This window comes from Klebsiella grimontii, assembly GCF_042137965.1.
In the GTDB taxonomy this organism is placed as follows: Bacteria; Pseudomonadota; Gammaproteobacteria; order Enterobacterales; family Enterobacteriaceae; genus Klebsiella; species Klebsiella grimontii.
Genome location: NZ_CP169721.1, coordinates 2030283 through 2044507 on the forward strand (window position 1 = coordinate 2030283; position 14225 = coordinate 2044507).

At 52.6% G+C, this 14225-nt stretch carries 15 protein-coding genes and 3 tRNA genes; 13 read left to right on the forward strand and 5 right to left on the reverse strand.

The annotated features are described in order from the left end of the window. The first annotated feature begins 232 nt into the window (after positions 1-232). Positions 233-955 carry a transcriptional regulator SdiA gene (gene sdiA, locus ACE3MN_RS09630; RefSeq protein WP_375364388.1) on the forward strand — a complete coding sequence of 241 codons (723 nt, stop codon included), beginning with the start codon at positions 233-235 and terminating at the stop codon, positions 953-955. 67 nt (positions 956-1022) lie between these two features. On the opposite strand, the gene ACE3MN_RS09635 is transcribed toward sdiA, so the two are convergent. Further along, the gene (locus ACE3MN_RS09635) at positions 1023-1247 is read right to left on the reverse strand and encodes a DUF2594 family protein (protein WP_004122104.1); all 225 of its coding nucleotides are present in this window, start codon (positions 1245-1247) and stop codon (positions 1023-1025) included. Between the two features lie 462 nt (positions 1248-1709). On the opposite strand from ACE3MN_RS09635, the gene uvrY reads away from it, so the two are divergent. The 8 genes from uvrY (at position 1710) to ACE3MN_RS09675 (ending at position 7053) form a co-directional block, all read left to right on the forward strand. After that, positions 1710-2366 (forward strand): UvrY/SirA/GacA family response regulator transcription factor, encoded by a 657-nt coding sequence (uvrY, locus tag ACE3MN_RS09640; protein ID WP_004122102.1) that lies wholly within the window; start codon positions 1710-1712, stop codon positions 2364-2366. Beyond that, on the forward strand, positions 2363-4195 hold the full coding sequence (uvrC, locus tag ACE3MN_RS09645) for an excinuclease ABC subunit UvrC (RefSeq protein ID WP_049099988.1): 1833 nt from the start codon (positions 2363-2365) through the stop codon (positions 4193-4195). Before uvrY ends, uvrC begins: the two co-directional genes overlap by 4 nt. Before the next feature lie 57 nt (positions 4196-4252). Next, positions 4253-4801 carry a CDP-diacylglycerol--glycerol-3-phosphate 3-phosphatidyltransferase gene (gene pgsA / locus ACE3MN_RS09650; RefSeq protein ID WP_004122100.1) on the forward strand — a complete coding sequence of 183 codons (549 nt, stop codon included), beginning with the start codon at positions 4253-4255 and terminating at the stop codon, positions 4799-4801. A gap of 151 nt (positions 4802-4952) precedes the next feature. Continuing rightward, positions 4953-5028, forward strand: a tRNA-Gly gene (locus ACE3MN_RS09655). A gap of 38 nt (positions 5029-5066) precedes the next feature. Beyond that, a tRNA-Cys gene (locus ACE3MN_RS09660) sits at positions 5067-5140 on the forward strand. A gap of 13 nt (positions 5141-5153) precedes the next feature. Then, a tRNA-Leu gene (locus ACE3MN_RS09665) sits at positions 5154-5240 on the forward strand. A 190-nt stretch (positions 5241-5430) separates the two neighbouring features. Further along, on the forward strand, positions 5431-6318 hold the full coding sequence (locus ACE3MN_RS09670) for a dihydrodipicolinate synthase family protein (protein ID WP_102649742.1): 888 nt from the start codon (positions 5431-5433) through the stop codon (positions 6316-6318). Positions 6319-6384: 66 nt separating this feature from the next. After that, on the forward strand, positions 6385-7053 hold the full coding sequence (locus tag ACE3MN_RS09675) for a YecA family protein (protein WP_004136609.1): 669 nt from the start codon (positions 6385-6387) through the stop codon (positions 7051-7053). 30 nt (positions 7054-7083) lie between these two features. Here the strand turns inward: ACE3MN_RS09675 and tyrP are convergent, their stop codons facing one another. Continuing rightward, the gene (gene tyrP / locus ACE3MN_RS09680) at positions 7084-8295 is read right to left on the reverse strand and encodes a tyrosine transporter TyrP (protein WP_024359887.1); all 1212 of its coding nucleotides are present in this window, start codon (positions 8293-8295) and stop codon (positions 7084-7086) included. A 193-nt stretch (positions 8296-8488) separates the two neighbouring features. On the opposite strand from tyrP, the gene ACE3MN_RS09685 reads away from it, so the two are divergent. After that, positions 8489-8728, forward strand: coding sequence for a YecH family metal-binding protein (locus tag ACE3MN_RS09685; RefSeq protein ID WP_004136615.1), 240 nt, complete (start codon positions 8489-8491; stop codon positions 8726-8728). 36 nt (positions 8729-8764) lie between these two features. Here ACE3MN_RS09685 and ftnA read toward each other — a convergent pair whose 3' ends face one another. Further along, positions 8765-9262 carry a non-heme ferritin gene (ftnA, locus tag ACE3MN_RS09690; protein WP_004136616.1) on the reverse strand — a complete coding sequence of 166 codons (498 nt, stop codon included), beginning with the start codon at positions 9260-9262 and terminating at the stop codon, positions 8765-8767. Between the two features lie 421 nt (positions 9263-9683). On the opposite strand from ftnA, the gene ACE3MN_RS09695 reads away from it, so the two are divergent. Continuing rightward, positions 9684-10322 carry an RpiB/LacA/LacB family sugar-phosphate isomerase gene (locus tag ACE3MN_RS09695; RefSeq protein WP_049130954.1) on the forward strand — a complete coding sequence of 213 codons (639 nt, stop codon included), beginning with the start codon at positions 9684-9686 and terminating at the stop codon, positions 10320-10322. A gap of 47 nt (positions 10323-10369) precedes the next feature. Here ACE3MN_RS09695 and ACE3MN_RS09700 read toward each other — a convergent pair whose 3' ends face one another. After that, positions 10370-11794: an MFS transporter gene (locus tag ACE3MN_RS09700; RefSeq protein ID WP_004136618.1), complete on the reverse strand. Its 1425-nt coding sequence runs from the start codon at positions 11792-11794 to the stop codon at positions 10370-10372. A gap of 209 nt (positions 11795-12003) precedes the next feature. Here ACE3MN_RS09700 and azuC point away from each other — a divergent pair, with 209 nt between their 5' ends. Together azuC and ACE3MN_RS09710 are read left to right on the forward strand one after the other, a co-directional pair. Further along, positions 12004-12087 (forward strand): stress response protein AzuC, encoded by an 84-nt coding sequence (gene azuC, locus ACE3MN_RS09705; protein WP_004136622.1) that lies wholly within the window; start codon positions 12004-12006, stop codon positions 12085-12087. Between the two features lie 78 nt (positions 12088-12165). Then, complete coding sequence (locus tag ACE3MN_RS09710; protein WP_004103438.1) at positions 12166-12417, forward strand: DUF2766 family protein; 252 nt, start codon at positions 12166-12168, stop codon at positions 12415-12417. A gap of 46 nt (positions 12418-12463) precedes the next feature. Here the strand turns inward: ACE3MN_RS09710 and ACE3MN_RS09715 are convergent, their stop codons facing one another. Then, positions 12464-13975, reverse strand: coding sequence for an MFS transporter (locus tag ACE3MN_RS09715; protein ID WP_004136624.1), 1512 nt, complete (start codon positions 13973-13975; stop codon positions 12464-12466). Between the last annotated feature and the right edge of the window lie 250 nt (positions 13976-14225).

Consider the following 14225-nt stretch of genomic DNA (forward strand, 5'->3'; position numbering starts at 1 on the left):
CGCTTTATCAGCAAAAAAGCCTCCCCAGATATTGGCGCTCATCAACGGCGATACATCTGTCAAGGTTTTGTGCCACGTCAATTGGCATAATTTTTTAACGCGTCTGGCGCTTTTGCCAACCGCAGTCTAATAAATGCGGTGGCTACCATTTTTTATACATATAAGCAGGATTTATGTGTTAGTTTTATGTATTTATAATAATGATTATCACTCAGGAGTTATTTGGTCAGTTATGAGGGACAATGATTTTTTCAGCTGGCGGCGGGAAATGCTGCAACAATTTCAGTCAGTTTCTGCAGGCGAGGGGGTTTTTCATCTTCTCCAGCAGCAGGCAAAAGGGCTGGAATATGACTACTTCGCACTCTGCGTACGGCATCCCGTGCCTTTTACTCGCCCCAGGGTGACGCTGCAATCAACCTATCCGCAGGCCTGGATGGCGCATTATCAAGCCGAGAATTATTTTGCGATCGACCCGGTACTGCGTAAGGAGAATTTTCTTCGTGGGCATTTGCCCTGGAACGATAAGCTATTCAATGATACGCCTGAATTATGGAACGGCGCGCGCGACCACGGATTACGCAAGGGCGTGACGCAGTGTCTGACGCTGCCTAACCATGCTCAGGGATTCCTGTCGGTTTCAGGCGCAAGCCATAGCCAGGGCCCTTTTGCGGAAGACGAACTGGAGATGCGCTTAAGAACCCTAACCGAATTGAGCCTGCTGACGCTATTGCGCCTGGGGGACGAGATGGTTATGCCGCCGGAAATGAAATTTAGTCGACGTGAACTGGAAATTTTGAAATGGACAGCAGAAGGGAAAACCTCGGCTGAGGTCGCAATGATTCTGTCTATCTCTGAAAATACCGTCAATTTCCACCAGAAGAATATGCAGCGAAAATTCAATGCGCCAAACAAAACCCAAATTGCCTGCTACGCCGTAGCGACGGGCTTAATTTGATTTAATTGGTTGTTCTGCGTGCCAGACGTAAGACCGGCTGTTAGTAATACCTTCAGCCGGTAAATGATTACTGACGATATGCCTGTTTAATTTGCTTAACGGTGCTGGAGAATACGGCAGCCTGAGCCTCATCTTCCATCTGCGCGATTTGCTTTTCCATTTTAATAATCACGCGGCCTGCATCAGCCTGACCCATGGCCTGCAGCATCAGCGTTATCATTGCTTTCAGGCACGAAACTTCCTGTGCCAGTTCTTGATTATTTTCCGCAGTGGAAAAATCTGGTGTGCTCATCGATATCCTCGGTTGCTTTCTGCGCAAATGCGCATGACTAAAAGTGAAGGCGGCGCAGTATACCACAAGCAAAGGAAAAAAAAGGAGTGCTGGATTTCCGTTCTCTCATCCGAATGGTGAATGATTTAATTCACTGAATAATACGTATTCATGAGGTCTAAGCGGGCTAATTTTTTCATGGCGCTGTTTTCGTGTTAATAATTGTTACATATTCAGGCGCTTATTTATCACCTACGCAATGTGTTGTGTTTTTACGTAATCTGTATGATGAATGTTAAAAAATAACTATTGCACAACTCTATGTTATGTATGGCTTTCCAGCAGGTGTGCAGACAAATTTCCATCGCGGCGGAAGAAATCTTTCCAACAACATTTTTTGGCTTTTAAAATTAGGTTAAAACCCGGTAATATGTGGGAGATAAGCTATCAGTAGCGTTATCCCTAATTCTGGAGAATATTCCTTTGATCAACGTCCTTCTTGTTGATGACCACGAACTGGTGCGCGCAGGGATACGACGCATTCTGGAAGATATAAAAGGGATTAAAGTTGCCGGCGAGGCCTGCTGCGGTGAAGATGCCGTGAAATGGTGCCGCGCGAATCCCGTAGATGTTGTCCTGATGGATATGAACATGCCGGGTATCGGGGGCCTTGAGGCCACGCGAAAAATTGCCCGTTCCGTTGCCGATGCTAAAGTCATTATGCTTACCGTCCATACGGAAAATCCGCTGCCGGCAAAAGTGATGCAGGCTGGCGCCGCGGGTTACCTTAGTAAAGGCGCCGCGCCGCAAGAGGTCGTGAATGCGATTCGCTGCGTGGCGTCAGGCCAGCGTTACATCGCCTCTGATATCGCCCAGCAGATGGCGCTTAGCCAGATCGAACCAGAAAAGGCGGAGTCGCCGTTTGCCAGTTTGTCTGAGCGAGAATTGCAGATTATGCTAATGATTACCAAAGGTCAGAAGGTCAATGAGATCTCAGAGCAGCTGAATCTAAGTCCGAAGACTGTGAATAGCTATCGTTACCGCATGTTCAGTAAATTGAATATTCATGGTGATGTGGAGCTGACGCACCTGGCAATTCGCCATGGCCTGTGCAATGCGGAGTCGTTAGCAAGTCAGTGAGTGATGTTTTTGACGCAAAAGCTTTCCTGAAAACAGTGACCAGCCAGCCGGGCGTCTATCGGATGTATGATGCTGGCGGTACTGTCATCTATGTAGGCAAAGCAAAAGATCTGAAAAAGCGGCTTAGTAGCTATTTCCGTAGCAACCTGGCTTCGCGTAAAACCGAAGCGCTGGTGGCGCTTATCGCCCAGATAGACGTCACGGTGACCCACACCGAAACGGAAGCGCTGCTGCTTGAGCACAACTACATCAAGCTATACCAGCCGCGTTACAACGTGCTGCTGCGCGATGATAAATCCTATCCCTTTATTTTCCTTAGCGGTGATACGCATCCTCGCCTGGCGACGCATCGCGGGGCGAAGCACGCTAAAGGTGAATATTTTGGCCCGTTCCCTAACGGTTACGCGGTTCGCGAAACCTTAGCGCTGCTGCAAAAAATCTTCCCCATCCGCCAATGTGAGAATAGCGTTTATCGCAACCGCTCGCGGCCGTGCCTGCAGTATCAAATTGGCCGCTGTTTGGGGCCGTGCGTCGCGGGACTGGTGAGCGAGGAAGAGTATGCCCAGCAGGTCGACTACGTACGCCTGTTCCTTGCAGGTAAAGACGATCAGGTGCTGACCCAGCTGATTGCCCGCATGGAAAAAGCCAGCCAGGCGCTGGAGTTTGAAGAGGCGGCGCGGATCCGCGACCAGATTCAGGCCGTACGCCGGGTTACGGAGAAGCAGTTCGTCTCCAATACCGGGGACGATCTGGACGTTATCGGCGTGGCGTTTGATGCCGGAATGGCGTGCGTCCACGTGCTTTTCATACGCCAGGGGAAAGTTCTTGGTAGCCGCAGCTATTTCCCCAAAGTGCCCAATGGCACCGAGCTGGGTGAAGTGGTGGAAACGTTTGTCGGGCAGTTCTATTTACAGGGCAGCCAGATGCGTACGCTGCCGGGCGAGATCCTGCTGGATTTCAACCTCGGCGACAAAACCCTGCTGGCGGATTCACTCTCTGAACTGGCCGGGCGCCGGGTCAACGTACAGACTAAACCCCGCGGCGATCGCGCGCGCTACCTGAAGCTGGCGCGGACTAACGCCGCGACGGCGCTGACCACCAAAATTTCCCAGCATTCGACGATAACCCAACGCCTGCGGGCGCTGGCGACATTGCTCAAGCTTCCCGCCGTCAACCGGATGGAATGCTTTGATATCAGCCATACGATGGGTGAACAGACGGTTGCGTCGTGCGTGGTTTTTGATAGCAACGGGCCGCTGCGAGCGGAGTATCGCCGCTACAATATCACCGGCATCACGCCGGGAGATGATTATGCGGCGATGAACCAGGTTCTGCGTCGTCGTTACGGCAAGGCAATAGAAGAGAATAAAATCCCCGATGTCATACTGATCGACGGCGGTAAAGGCCAGCTTGGGCAGGCGAAAGCGGTTTTTGCCGAGCTGGATGTGCCGTGGGATAAAAATCACCCTCTGCTATTGGGCGTGGCAAAAGGCAGCGATCGTAAAGCGGGGCTGGAGACGTTATTCTTTGAACCGGAAGGCGAGGGCTTTAGCCTGCCGCCGGATTCCCCCGCGCTGCATGTGATTCAGCATATTCGCGACGAGTCGCACGATCACGCCATTACCGGCCACCGTAAAAAACGGGCAAAAGTAAAAAGCACCAGCACGCTGGAAACCATTGAAGGGGTCGGACCAAAACGCCGACAGATGCTGCTGAAATATATGGGCGGTCTGCAGGGGTTGCAGAAAGCCAGCGTGGAAGAAATTGCTAAAGTACCGGGTATATCTCACGGTCTGGCAGAAAAGATCTTCTACTCGTTGAAACATTAGGGGCTCTGTAGCAACATAGGGCTAATTTTTACTTACAACAGATAGTTACCCGTTACTATGCAATTTAATATCCCTACATTGCTTACCCTGTTTCGCGTCATTCTTATTCCTTTCTTTGTACTGGCGTTTTACCTGCCGTTTACCTGGGCGCCTTTTGCCTGCGCGCTAATTTTCTTTGTTGCCGCTGTGACCGACTGGTTTGATGGTTACCTGGCGCGTCGTTGGAATCAGAGCACCCGTTTCGGCGCCTTTCTCGATCCGGTTGCCGATAAAGTTATGGTTGCCATTGCCATGGTGCTGGTTGCCGAGCATTATCATACCTGGTGGGTGACGTTACCGGCCGCCACGATGATCGCGCGTGAAATTATTATCTCCGCACTGCGCGAGTGGATGGCTGAACTGGGCAAGCGCAGCAGCGTCGCGGTATCCTGGATAGGCAAAGTGAAAACCACGGCGCAAATGGCGGCGCTGGTGTGGATGCTGTGGCGGCCAAATATCTGGGTTGAATGGGCGGGGATTGGTCTGTTTCTCGTCGCGGCTGTGCTGACGCTATGGTCTATGCTGCAATATTTGAACGCGGCGCGCGGCGATTTGCTTGATCAGTGATCGTTTCGACGCAATTTTCAGCAAACAACACAAGGTTTTAAAAAATATCGTTGACTCATTGCGCCAGGTAAGTAGAATGCATCGCATCGAACGGCAGCACAGTCTGGCAGACGATAACAAAATCAAGTAATTAGCAAATTAGCTTGATGATGCGGGAATAGCTCAGTTGGTAGAGCACGACCTTGCCAAGGTCGGGGTCGCGAGTTCGAGTCTCGTTTCCCGCTCCAGTTTAGAACATCGGCAGCTGCGGGTGTTAAAGCATTAAGGCGCGTTAGCAAAGCGGTTATGTAGCGGATTGCAAATCCGTCTAGTCCGGTTCGACTCCGGAACGCGCCTCCAATTTCTATCCCGAGCCCGGATGGTGGAATCGGTAGACACAAGGGATTTAAAATCCCTCGGCGTTCGCGCTGTGCGGGTTCAAGTCCCGCTCCGGGTACCATTGGGATAAAGCAGAATAATCAAAGCAATAAGCAGTGTCGTGAAACCACCTACGGGTGGTTTTTTAGTTTTTCTACAACGTCTCTTTTGCCCCTCAACGTCACCTCACTCTATTTTGTCATAGGACAAAACAAGCTTCTGTTGCTACTATCTGCCAGCACTCGATCATTATCTCAATAAGTGGGGATGAAATGTTTACTGGCCTCTGCGCTTTTCCTCTGACTCCGTTCAATCATCACGGCGTTGATGAAACCGCTTTTGCTCGCATTGTTACTCGTCTCGTTGACGCAGCTGTCGATTCTCTCGGCGTGCTCGGTTCCACGGGAAGTTACGCATACCTCAGCCGTGAGCAGAGAATGCAGGTTGTCCGACAGGCAAAATCGCATGCCGGCTCTGTGCCGATGATGGTGGGGATCGGGGCGGTGGGAACCGATCAGGTTCTTCGTCTGGCAGACGATGCCCAGCGGGCGGGTGCGAACGCGCTACTCCTGCCGGTGATGGCTTATCAGCCCCTGTCAGATGAGGAAATTTTGACTTTTTACCAGACCGTTTGTCGCCATGTCTCTGTACCCGTTTGCGTTTACGACAATCCGGTTACTACCCATATTTCTCTGTCCGATGAGCTCAAAAGCGCGATAGCCGCGCTGCCGGGTATTGCCTCAATGAAAATACCCGGACCCGCCAGCCATGAAGTCGCGCAACGCGTGCAGAGCCTGCGGCAGCAGCTCCCGGCGGAGGTGTCTATTGGGATTAGCGGAGACGCCAGCGCGGCCGATGGGCTGAACGCCGGCTGTGCGGTATGGTATTCCGTGTGCGGCGGACTTTTCCCGAACGTTGCCCAAGAGATAGTGGCTGCCGCGAGGCGGGGCGAGGCCCAGCGGGCGACGGCGATAAGCGCCAGGCTGGAGCCGCTGTGGATGCTGTTCCGCAAGTATGGCGGAAGCCTGCGGGTCACTGCCGCCGCGGCGACGATCCTCGGTATGTGCGCTGAGGATTGCTTACCGCGCCCGCTGTTACCGCTCTCGCCGGAGGCCTTTAGCGAGATTGCTGAGACGCTGCGCCGTCTGAACCTTGAGTAGCCGGGTGGTTTTCTCTCGCTATTTCCGCTACTGTAAGCGCCATTTTTTACGACGATGAGCCTGTTTATGAAAACTGGACCCCTGAACGAAAGCGAAGTTGAATGGCTGGATGATATCCTGTCGAAATACGCGGTAGAAGGCACCATCATGGACGTTGCCGAGCTTGATGGGCTGCTGACGGCCATTCTCTCCGGGCCGACGGAGATTGAGCCCGCGCAGTGGCTGATTGCTATCTGGGGAGGAGCGGATAACGTGCCGCGCTGGGCCAACGATCGCGAACGGGATCGTTTTGTGAACCTGACGCTGCAGCAAATGAGCGATATTGCCGAGCGTTTAAGCGATTATCCCGATCAGTTTGAGCCGATGTTTGGCAGCCGGGAAGAGGAAGGGCAGGAACTCACGATTGTCGAAGAGTGGTGTTTCGGCTATATGCGCGGAGTGGGATTGAGCGACTGGTCCGCGCTGCCGTCTGAGCTGCAGGCGGAGCTGGACGCCATCGCCCTGCACGGTACCGAGGAGCGATTCGAGGCGCTCGATGAATTATCCGCCGAAGCGTTTATCGCCAGCGTTGAGCGAATTCGTCCTGCGGCCCTCGCGCTATACAACTACTGGACTGAGCACGCGCAACCGGCGGAAGTTCAGCAGCCCATCAGAAATGAGGCGAAGATTGGGCGCAACGATCCCTGCCCGTGCGGCAGCGGTAAGAAATACAAGCAGTGCTGTTTAGTGAAATAAAAGAAGGGGGCCAAATCGGCCCCCTCTTTTTTACCCCACCGCGGGCAGCAGGCCTGCGACAATCGCAAACTGGATCGCGACAATGCCGATTCCGCATAGCAGAACAAGCCATAGCGCGGGAGAACCGCCTGCCACCCGCCATGCCGCGTCGGGATGCTGCTGACGGCTCTTCATGACCAGCAGCGAAGGCAGCATGAGCGCGAGCACGGCCAGCGCGACGCCCGCGTAGCCTAACGCCATCACGAAGCCGCGTGGATAAAATAGCGCGAAGGCCAGCGGAGGCAAAAAGGTAATCAGACCGCTCTGTAACCGTCCTGCGGCGCTGTTCTGGCGTTGAAACAGATCGGCCAGATAGTCGAACAACCCAAGCGCCACGCCGAGGAACGATGTCGCCAGCGCCAGATCGGCAAACAAGTGTACCGCCAGCTCAACATGCGCCGAGGCAACCACTTCACGGATCGCTTCCAGCAGGCCATTAAGCCCGGCATTTTTTGCCAGCAGCGCGGTAAATACCGGGGAGTCAATACTGCCAAGCGTCGCCAGCTGCCAGAAAATATAGGCGACCAGGGGAATAAAGCTCCCGATGACAAATACCCGGCGCAGCTTGCGAATATCTCCGCCCAGATAACTCACAATACTGGGTATGCTGCCGTGAAAACCAAAGGAAGTAAAAATCACCGGAATGGCCGACAGCGCCAGTCCCTGCTGTAGCGGCAGAGTCAGCAGATTTATCTGGTGAATATGCGGCAGCAGAAGAGCCAGCATAATGGCGAGAAAGATAATTTTGGCGCTGAATAAAAAGCGGTTGAAAAGATCGACCAGCGAGGTCCCGATGCACACTACCGTTCCACCGATCCCGGTAAAAATCAGGACACCTGCCGCGGGAGGCAGGCGCCAGTCCAGCCACTGATTGAGGCTGGAAGCCAGCAGCTCGCCGGCGCCGCTTATATAGGCAGCGGTGAGCGCGTACAGCAGAAACAGCATGCAAAAACCGGTAGCCCACTGCCCGTAACGGCCCAGATAGCGAGCCGCCAGCGAACCCAGCCCCATATCCGCCGGCACGTGTTGATACACTTCCAGCAGCAGTAAGGCGGTGTAACACATCAGCGCCCACAGCGTTATCAGCAAACCTAAGGTGACGCCGAAACCGACGCCCGCCGACGCCAGCGGCATCGCTAACATCCCGGCGCCGATGGTGGTGCCGGCAACGATTAAAATACTACCCAGAGTGCGGTTCTTCACGCTTTTCTCTATCCATCACGGATTACACAATTAATTATGCCGCGCAGAGTATGTGAAATCAGTGTGTTCGTCAAATGAGGGTTACAGATAGCGTAATGAAAAATTTACACCACAAAGGGTTGCGCTAAAGCTGCGCTGGCGCAATAACCTGCCGCTGCGGCTGGTTTACTCTTCGGGGTTTACGGGAGGGGTTATGCCATCAATTCATGGTCACGAAGTGCTGCAAATGATGATTTCATCAGACGAGTCTTACACTGTTGCTACGCTGGAAGCGGCGATTATCGCCCGTTTCGGGAAAGAGGCTCGATTCCATACCTGCTCGGCGGAAAATCTGAGCGCGGCGGAGCTGGTGGCGTTTTTGCAGAAAAAAGGCAAGTTTATTGCCGCTGATGAAGGGTTTAATACGCACGAAAGTAAAATTTGCCGCCATTAATTTGGCAGCGAGCGCTGAGCCTCGCTGCCGTCTTTATTAATTTTGCGTATCGAGCGTTGCCAGCTCTTTATCAATAAAATACAGGCCTTCGCCGCTTTTGCCGGCGAGGGACAGTTTATCAATAACGGATTTAAACAGTTTCTCTTCTTCGTGCTGTTCAGCAACGTACCACTGCAGGAAATTAAATGTTGGATAATCCTGGCTGGTCATCGCCGCATGGGCAAGTTCGTTAATTTTCTGCGTAATCAACTGTTCATGTTCATAGGTCGCGCGAAACAGCTCATCCAGAGAGGTATATTCGGCAACCGGCGAAGCGATAGCGGTGATGCTGGGCAGGCTACCGGTATCGGTCAGATAGTCGAACAGGCGCTGCATATGGGTCATCTCTTCCTGCGCGTGGCGGCGCAGAAACGCGGCGGCGCCTTCAAAACTGTGATAGCTGCACCAGGCGCTCATTTGCTGATAAAGCAGAGAAGAATAAAGTTCGAGGTTCATCTGCGCATTCAGCTTTTCGATCATTTCATTTTTTAGCATCAGGCCGCTCCGGGAAAATAGAATTAAGGATTATTGTGCGCTCACTATAATTTGTTATTAATTTATTTGCAAAAAGTAAATTAATAAAATCATTTATTAATAATGCAAATGGGAATAACACGCATTGGCGATTTAAAAATAATGAGAATGGTTTTAATTTAATATTTTAAGCCATTAATCGGCAGATCAAATTTAGCGGCGAGAATTGACCTGCCAGGCAACCGTAACTGGATGAGCCTGAGATGGGCGCGGGGGACGACGCCTTACCGGCAGGGGACGGAAGTCAAAAGTGTGAGGCGAGATGCAATTTATAAAACAACTTTTCATAAAATTTGAAAGTATGTTCGTAAGGTAGTATTGTTCTTAGCAACGCTAACGAACTATCGCGGGAGTGCCCGCACAGCATTCAGGAGAGTAAAGCATGAAAATCGCACTGATGATGGAAAACAGCCAGGCGAACAAAAACGCCATCATCCTCAATGAGTTAAACGCCGTTGCTGACGAGAAAGGTTTCCCGGTTTATAACGTCGGGATGAGCGATGAAAACGACCATCACCTGACCTATATCCATCTGGGGATCATGGCCAGCATCCTGCTGAATTCGAAAGCGGTCGATTTTGTCGTGACCGGCTGCGGCACGGGCCAGGGCGCGCTGATGTCGCTGAATATTCACCCGGGCGTGGTTTGCGGCTACTGCATCGATCCTGCGGATGCCTTCCTGTTTGCGCAGATCAACAACGGTAACGCGCTTTCTCTGCCGTTTGCGAAAGGGTTTGGCTGGGGCGCGGAGCTGAACGTCCGCTTTATCTTTGAAAAAGCCTTCACCGGTCGCAACGGCGAAGGTTATCCGCCGGAGCGTAAAGAGCCTCAGGTACGTAATGCCGGGATCCTGAACACGGTGAAAGCTGCGGTTGTTAAGGAGAACTACCTGGATACGCTGCGCGCCATCGCTCCGGAGCTGGTAAAAACCGCCGTTTCTGGCCCTCGTTTCCAGCAGTGTTTCTTTGAGAATTGCCAGAATAAAGAGATCGAAGCGTTCGTTCGCCAGATCGTCGGTTAATATCCGATCAGTATGAATTTTCCAGGCCAGCGCTGCTGGCCTTTTCTTTATCTACTTGTTTTGTTCGATACGCTGCTACCCGCTTCTCTGCTCAAATGCAGGCTATCAATCATTCCTACCAGGCAAATCAACGCAATAAAAATAAACGACAGGCGGAAGCTGATGCCCGGCAGGTGAGAAAGCGTAAACCAGTCGCTGAACGCTTCCCCAAGACGAATACCAATCGCGCCGAGCGTGATCCCAAGCCCAACGGCCAGCTGTGAAGCGGTACTGAACAGGGTATTGGCATAGCTCATTTGCGTGGCAGGTACATCGGCAAACGCGAGCGTGCTGATGCCGGTAAATTGGATAGAACGGAAAACGCCGCCAAGATACAGAATCACCAGGATCAGCCAAACCGGCGTTTGCGGGGTTAAAAAAGCGCAGGCCAACAGCGAGAAAACGTTTAATGCGCCGTTAATCAGCAGCAGGCGGCGAAAGCCCAACCAGCGGATCAGCGGCGTTGTGAGGGGCTTGATGGTTAAGTTGCCGACAAACACGGCCAGCACCAGCAGCCCCGAGTGGAAGGGGTCCATACCAAATCCGACCTGGAACAGCAGCGGCAGCAGAAACGGCACGGCGCTAATCGAGGCGCGGAACAGGGAACCGCCGTACATGGTGACCCTGAAGGTGGGGATCTGTAGCGCATCAAGGCGCACCATCGGCCACGCGGTTCGACGGAAATGCCGCAGCGAGAAGAGCATACAGCCAAGGCCTAACGCCAGCAGCGCCAGGGTGTGCCAACCCAGAGGCTGGCGCTCGCCGAGAAGCTCCATGGCGGCAACCAGGCTAATCATCGCCACCGAGGTGGCAAGAAAGCCGGGCAGATCGAAAGGACGGCGCTCATCTTCGCGAATATTGGGAATGATGCGCAGCGACAGGGCGATAGCGATAAGCCCGAGCGGAACGTTAATAAAGAATATCCAGTGCCAGCTGGCGTAGCGGGTAATAAATCCGCCCAGCGGCGGGCCAATAATTGGCGCGACCAGCGCCGGCCAGGTCAGGGTAGCAATCGCCTTAATCAGCTGATGTTTCGGTGTGGTTCGCAGCACCGCCAGCCGGCCAACGGGTACCATCAGCGCGCCGCCTATCCCCTGAAGAATGCGCATCGCGACGAACACATCAACATGGGTCGACAGCCCGCAAAACACCGAAGCCAGGGTAAAAATCGCCAGCGCCAGAGTAAAGATTTTCCGGGCGCCGAAACGATCGGCGATCCAGCCGCTGGCCGGTATCAGGACCGCAAGGGTAATAAGATAGGCGCTAATCCCGATATTGAGATCGACCGCCGTCACGCCAAAATCTTTCGCCATGTCGGGCAGGGCGGTGGCAATCACCGTGCCGTCGAGAAACTCCATAAAAAAGGCGCCAGCCACCAGCAGCGCAGGCCCTGAAAAAGAACGGTCATCCCTGGAAGAGGTGTTTGTACTCATTATTGTGTCGCTGCCATAGCAAAGAGAGCGCAGAGTTGTCCGGAGCGTTCAGTGCTTAACGCTTCGGTTCCGCTCACTGTTGTTTAACAATTAAATTATTTTTGTAAAAAATAGGTGATTTTGCGCACGTTTTGATTGATTTTTGTGATGTAAGTCATATTATAGCCGTAAAGGCATTAACACCTGCATAACAAAAAATGGAGTCAACCATGAAACTGCGCAAAATCCTGAAGAGCATGTTCGAAAACTACTGCAAAACCTTCAAAGACGTACCGCCTGGCGGTATGTTCTGATAAAAAACCTGCTGCGGCAGGTTTTTTTATATTCCACGATTTAGGTTACTATTACGCTCCTGAAAAAAGGAGTGAAACATGTCTCAACATCTTACCGAACACGACGAACTGGTTTCTGACGTGGTTGCCTGCCAGTTAGTCATCAAACAGATCCTCGATGTCATTGATATTATCGCCCCTGTCGAGGTACGCGAAAAAATGACCACCCAGCTGAAAGCTATCGATTTCGCCAGCCACCCGGCGTCGGCTGACCCGGTGACCCTGCGGGCGGTACAAAAGGCCATCGCGCTGATTGAACTGAAATTCACCCCGCAGGAAGAAGCGCACTAGCTGCGTTAGCCCCGTCATCATTGCGATCGCGGGGCGTTTTAACCGATTAGTGGGATACGGCGGTTTGAATGGCGCCTTTCTGGGTATCTTTAAACAGCTTGCTGTTGCCCCAGCACTCTTCGTAGCGGTGGCCGACTAAATCTTCCACGATAAGGCGAACCTCCGGCGCGATATCGCCGATCTTACCACCTGCCTTAATGCGCGCGACCTCCTGCAACACCACCAGGTGCGCCTTACGATCGAGCTTCATCTGCTTACTGAACACAATGGCTGCCAGAGCCAGCAGAATCACCCCCGCGCAGAACACAACCGCAATCGCGGTGACCGCGCTTTCAGGCTGCGTATGCGCCTTCGACTGGAATCCGTAGAAGCTGAGGATCGCCCCCATGGAAAAGACGATGATAGAGCGCAAAATTTTACCGGAGAAGGTCATTGCTCCCGCATAGATCCCTTCGCGGCGACGGCCGGTATAGATTTCATCGACATCCGCCAAAAAGGTGTAAACGGTCCACGGAATGTAGTACACGCCGCCGGTGCCCAGGCCGAACAGTACGGTAATGCCAAACATAAGAATGGTTGCCAGGTGTGCTGGCAGATGGAAGAACCACAGCGAGGTGTAGAGCAGTACGGCAAAGATAACCACGCTCAGCGCCAGAATATAAGGTTTACTGAAGCCTTTCTTCACACACAGGCCGATAAACAGGGCGGTTGATACCAGCTGCAGGATGGAGTTCAGACTGTTGAGGCCGGCTACCATCGCCGGATCGTGCTGCAGCACGAAGATAACGAAGTAAGTGAAGATCGACGCAAACAGCCACTCGGCGCCGAAGCCGCAGAGATACATACCAAGGTGTTTACGGAATACGCGCAGATAAAACGTGGAGCGCATATCTTTCGCCAGCATCAGCAGCGTACTGAGCAGCCCCTTTTTCTTTCCCTTGCTCATTTCCTCTTCTCGCGGACGCTCCCAGCTGCAGTACCACAGGCAGGAGATGGCCACGATGAGAATGACGCCGTAGGTGAGCCCGGTCAGGAAGAACGGGGTCGCGGATTCTTTCCCATAGAGCAGGATAAACTGTCCCGGGATAAAGGCCGCCAGGAAGTTGGCCAGTTTGCCGAAAATCGCTTTGTAACCGGTCAGTTTCGAACGCAGTGAGAAATCGTCTGTCATTTCGGTCGCCAATGTTTCATAGGGGACCATAATCGAGGTATAAATGATTTCAAAGACGACGTAGGTGCACAGGTAGTACCAGAAGCCGAGGCCTTCTACCCACAGCAGCGGGTAGAACATCATCAGCGGAATGCCAATCAATAAAAAGAAGCGGCGACGACCGAAGCGTTTACCCAGCCGCGTTTTGCCAAAGTTATCGGTGAGATAACCCATAAGCGGGTTACTAATCGCGTCAATAATACTGGCGACGGAAAAGATAAAGGAGGCTTCGATCAGCGTCAGCCCGCAGAAGGTTGTATAAAAATAGAGCAGCCATGCGCCGCTGATCGCCAGTGCGCCGCTTCCCAGCAAATTCCCGCCGCCGTAGGCTAACTGATGGCGTAACAAAATCGGTCTTCCCTGCAGCCCCTGTGAGGCTGAAGCCGTATATCTTGCCATTAAAATAAACTCCGTGTTTTAAATTTTTGAAACACTGTTTTTATATTATTAACTCATGGTTTTAAACGTGATCCAGATCACCAATACCCTGCTAATTCCTCCGGCTGAGCGGGAATGAGATCTGGTTAAAACTTTTTAATGCTTTTCAGGAATAAAAAACGGCGCCGAAGCGCCGAAAAAGAGGGTGAGCAGGGGAGGT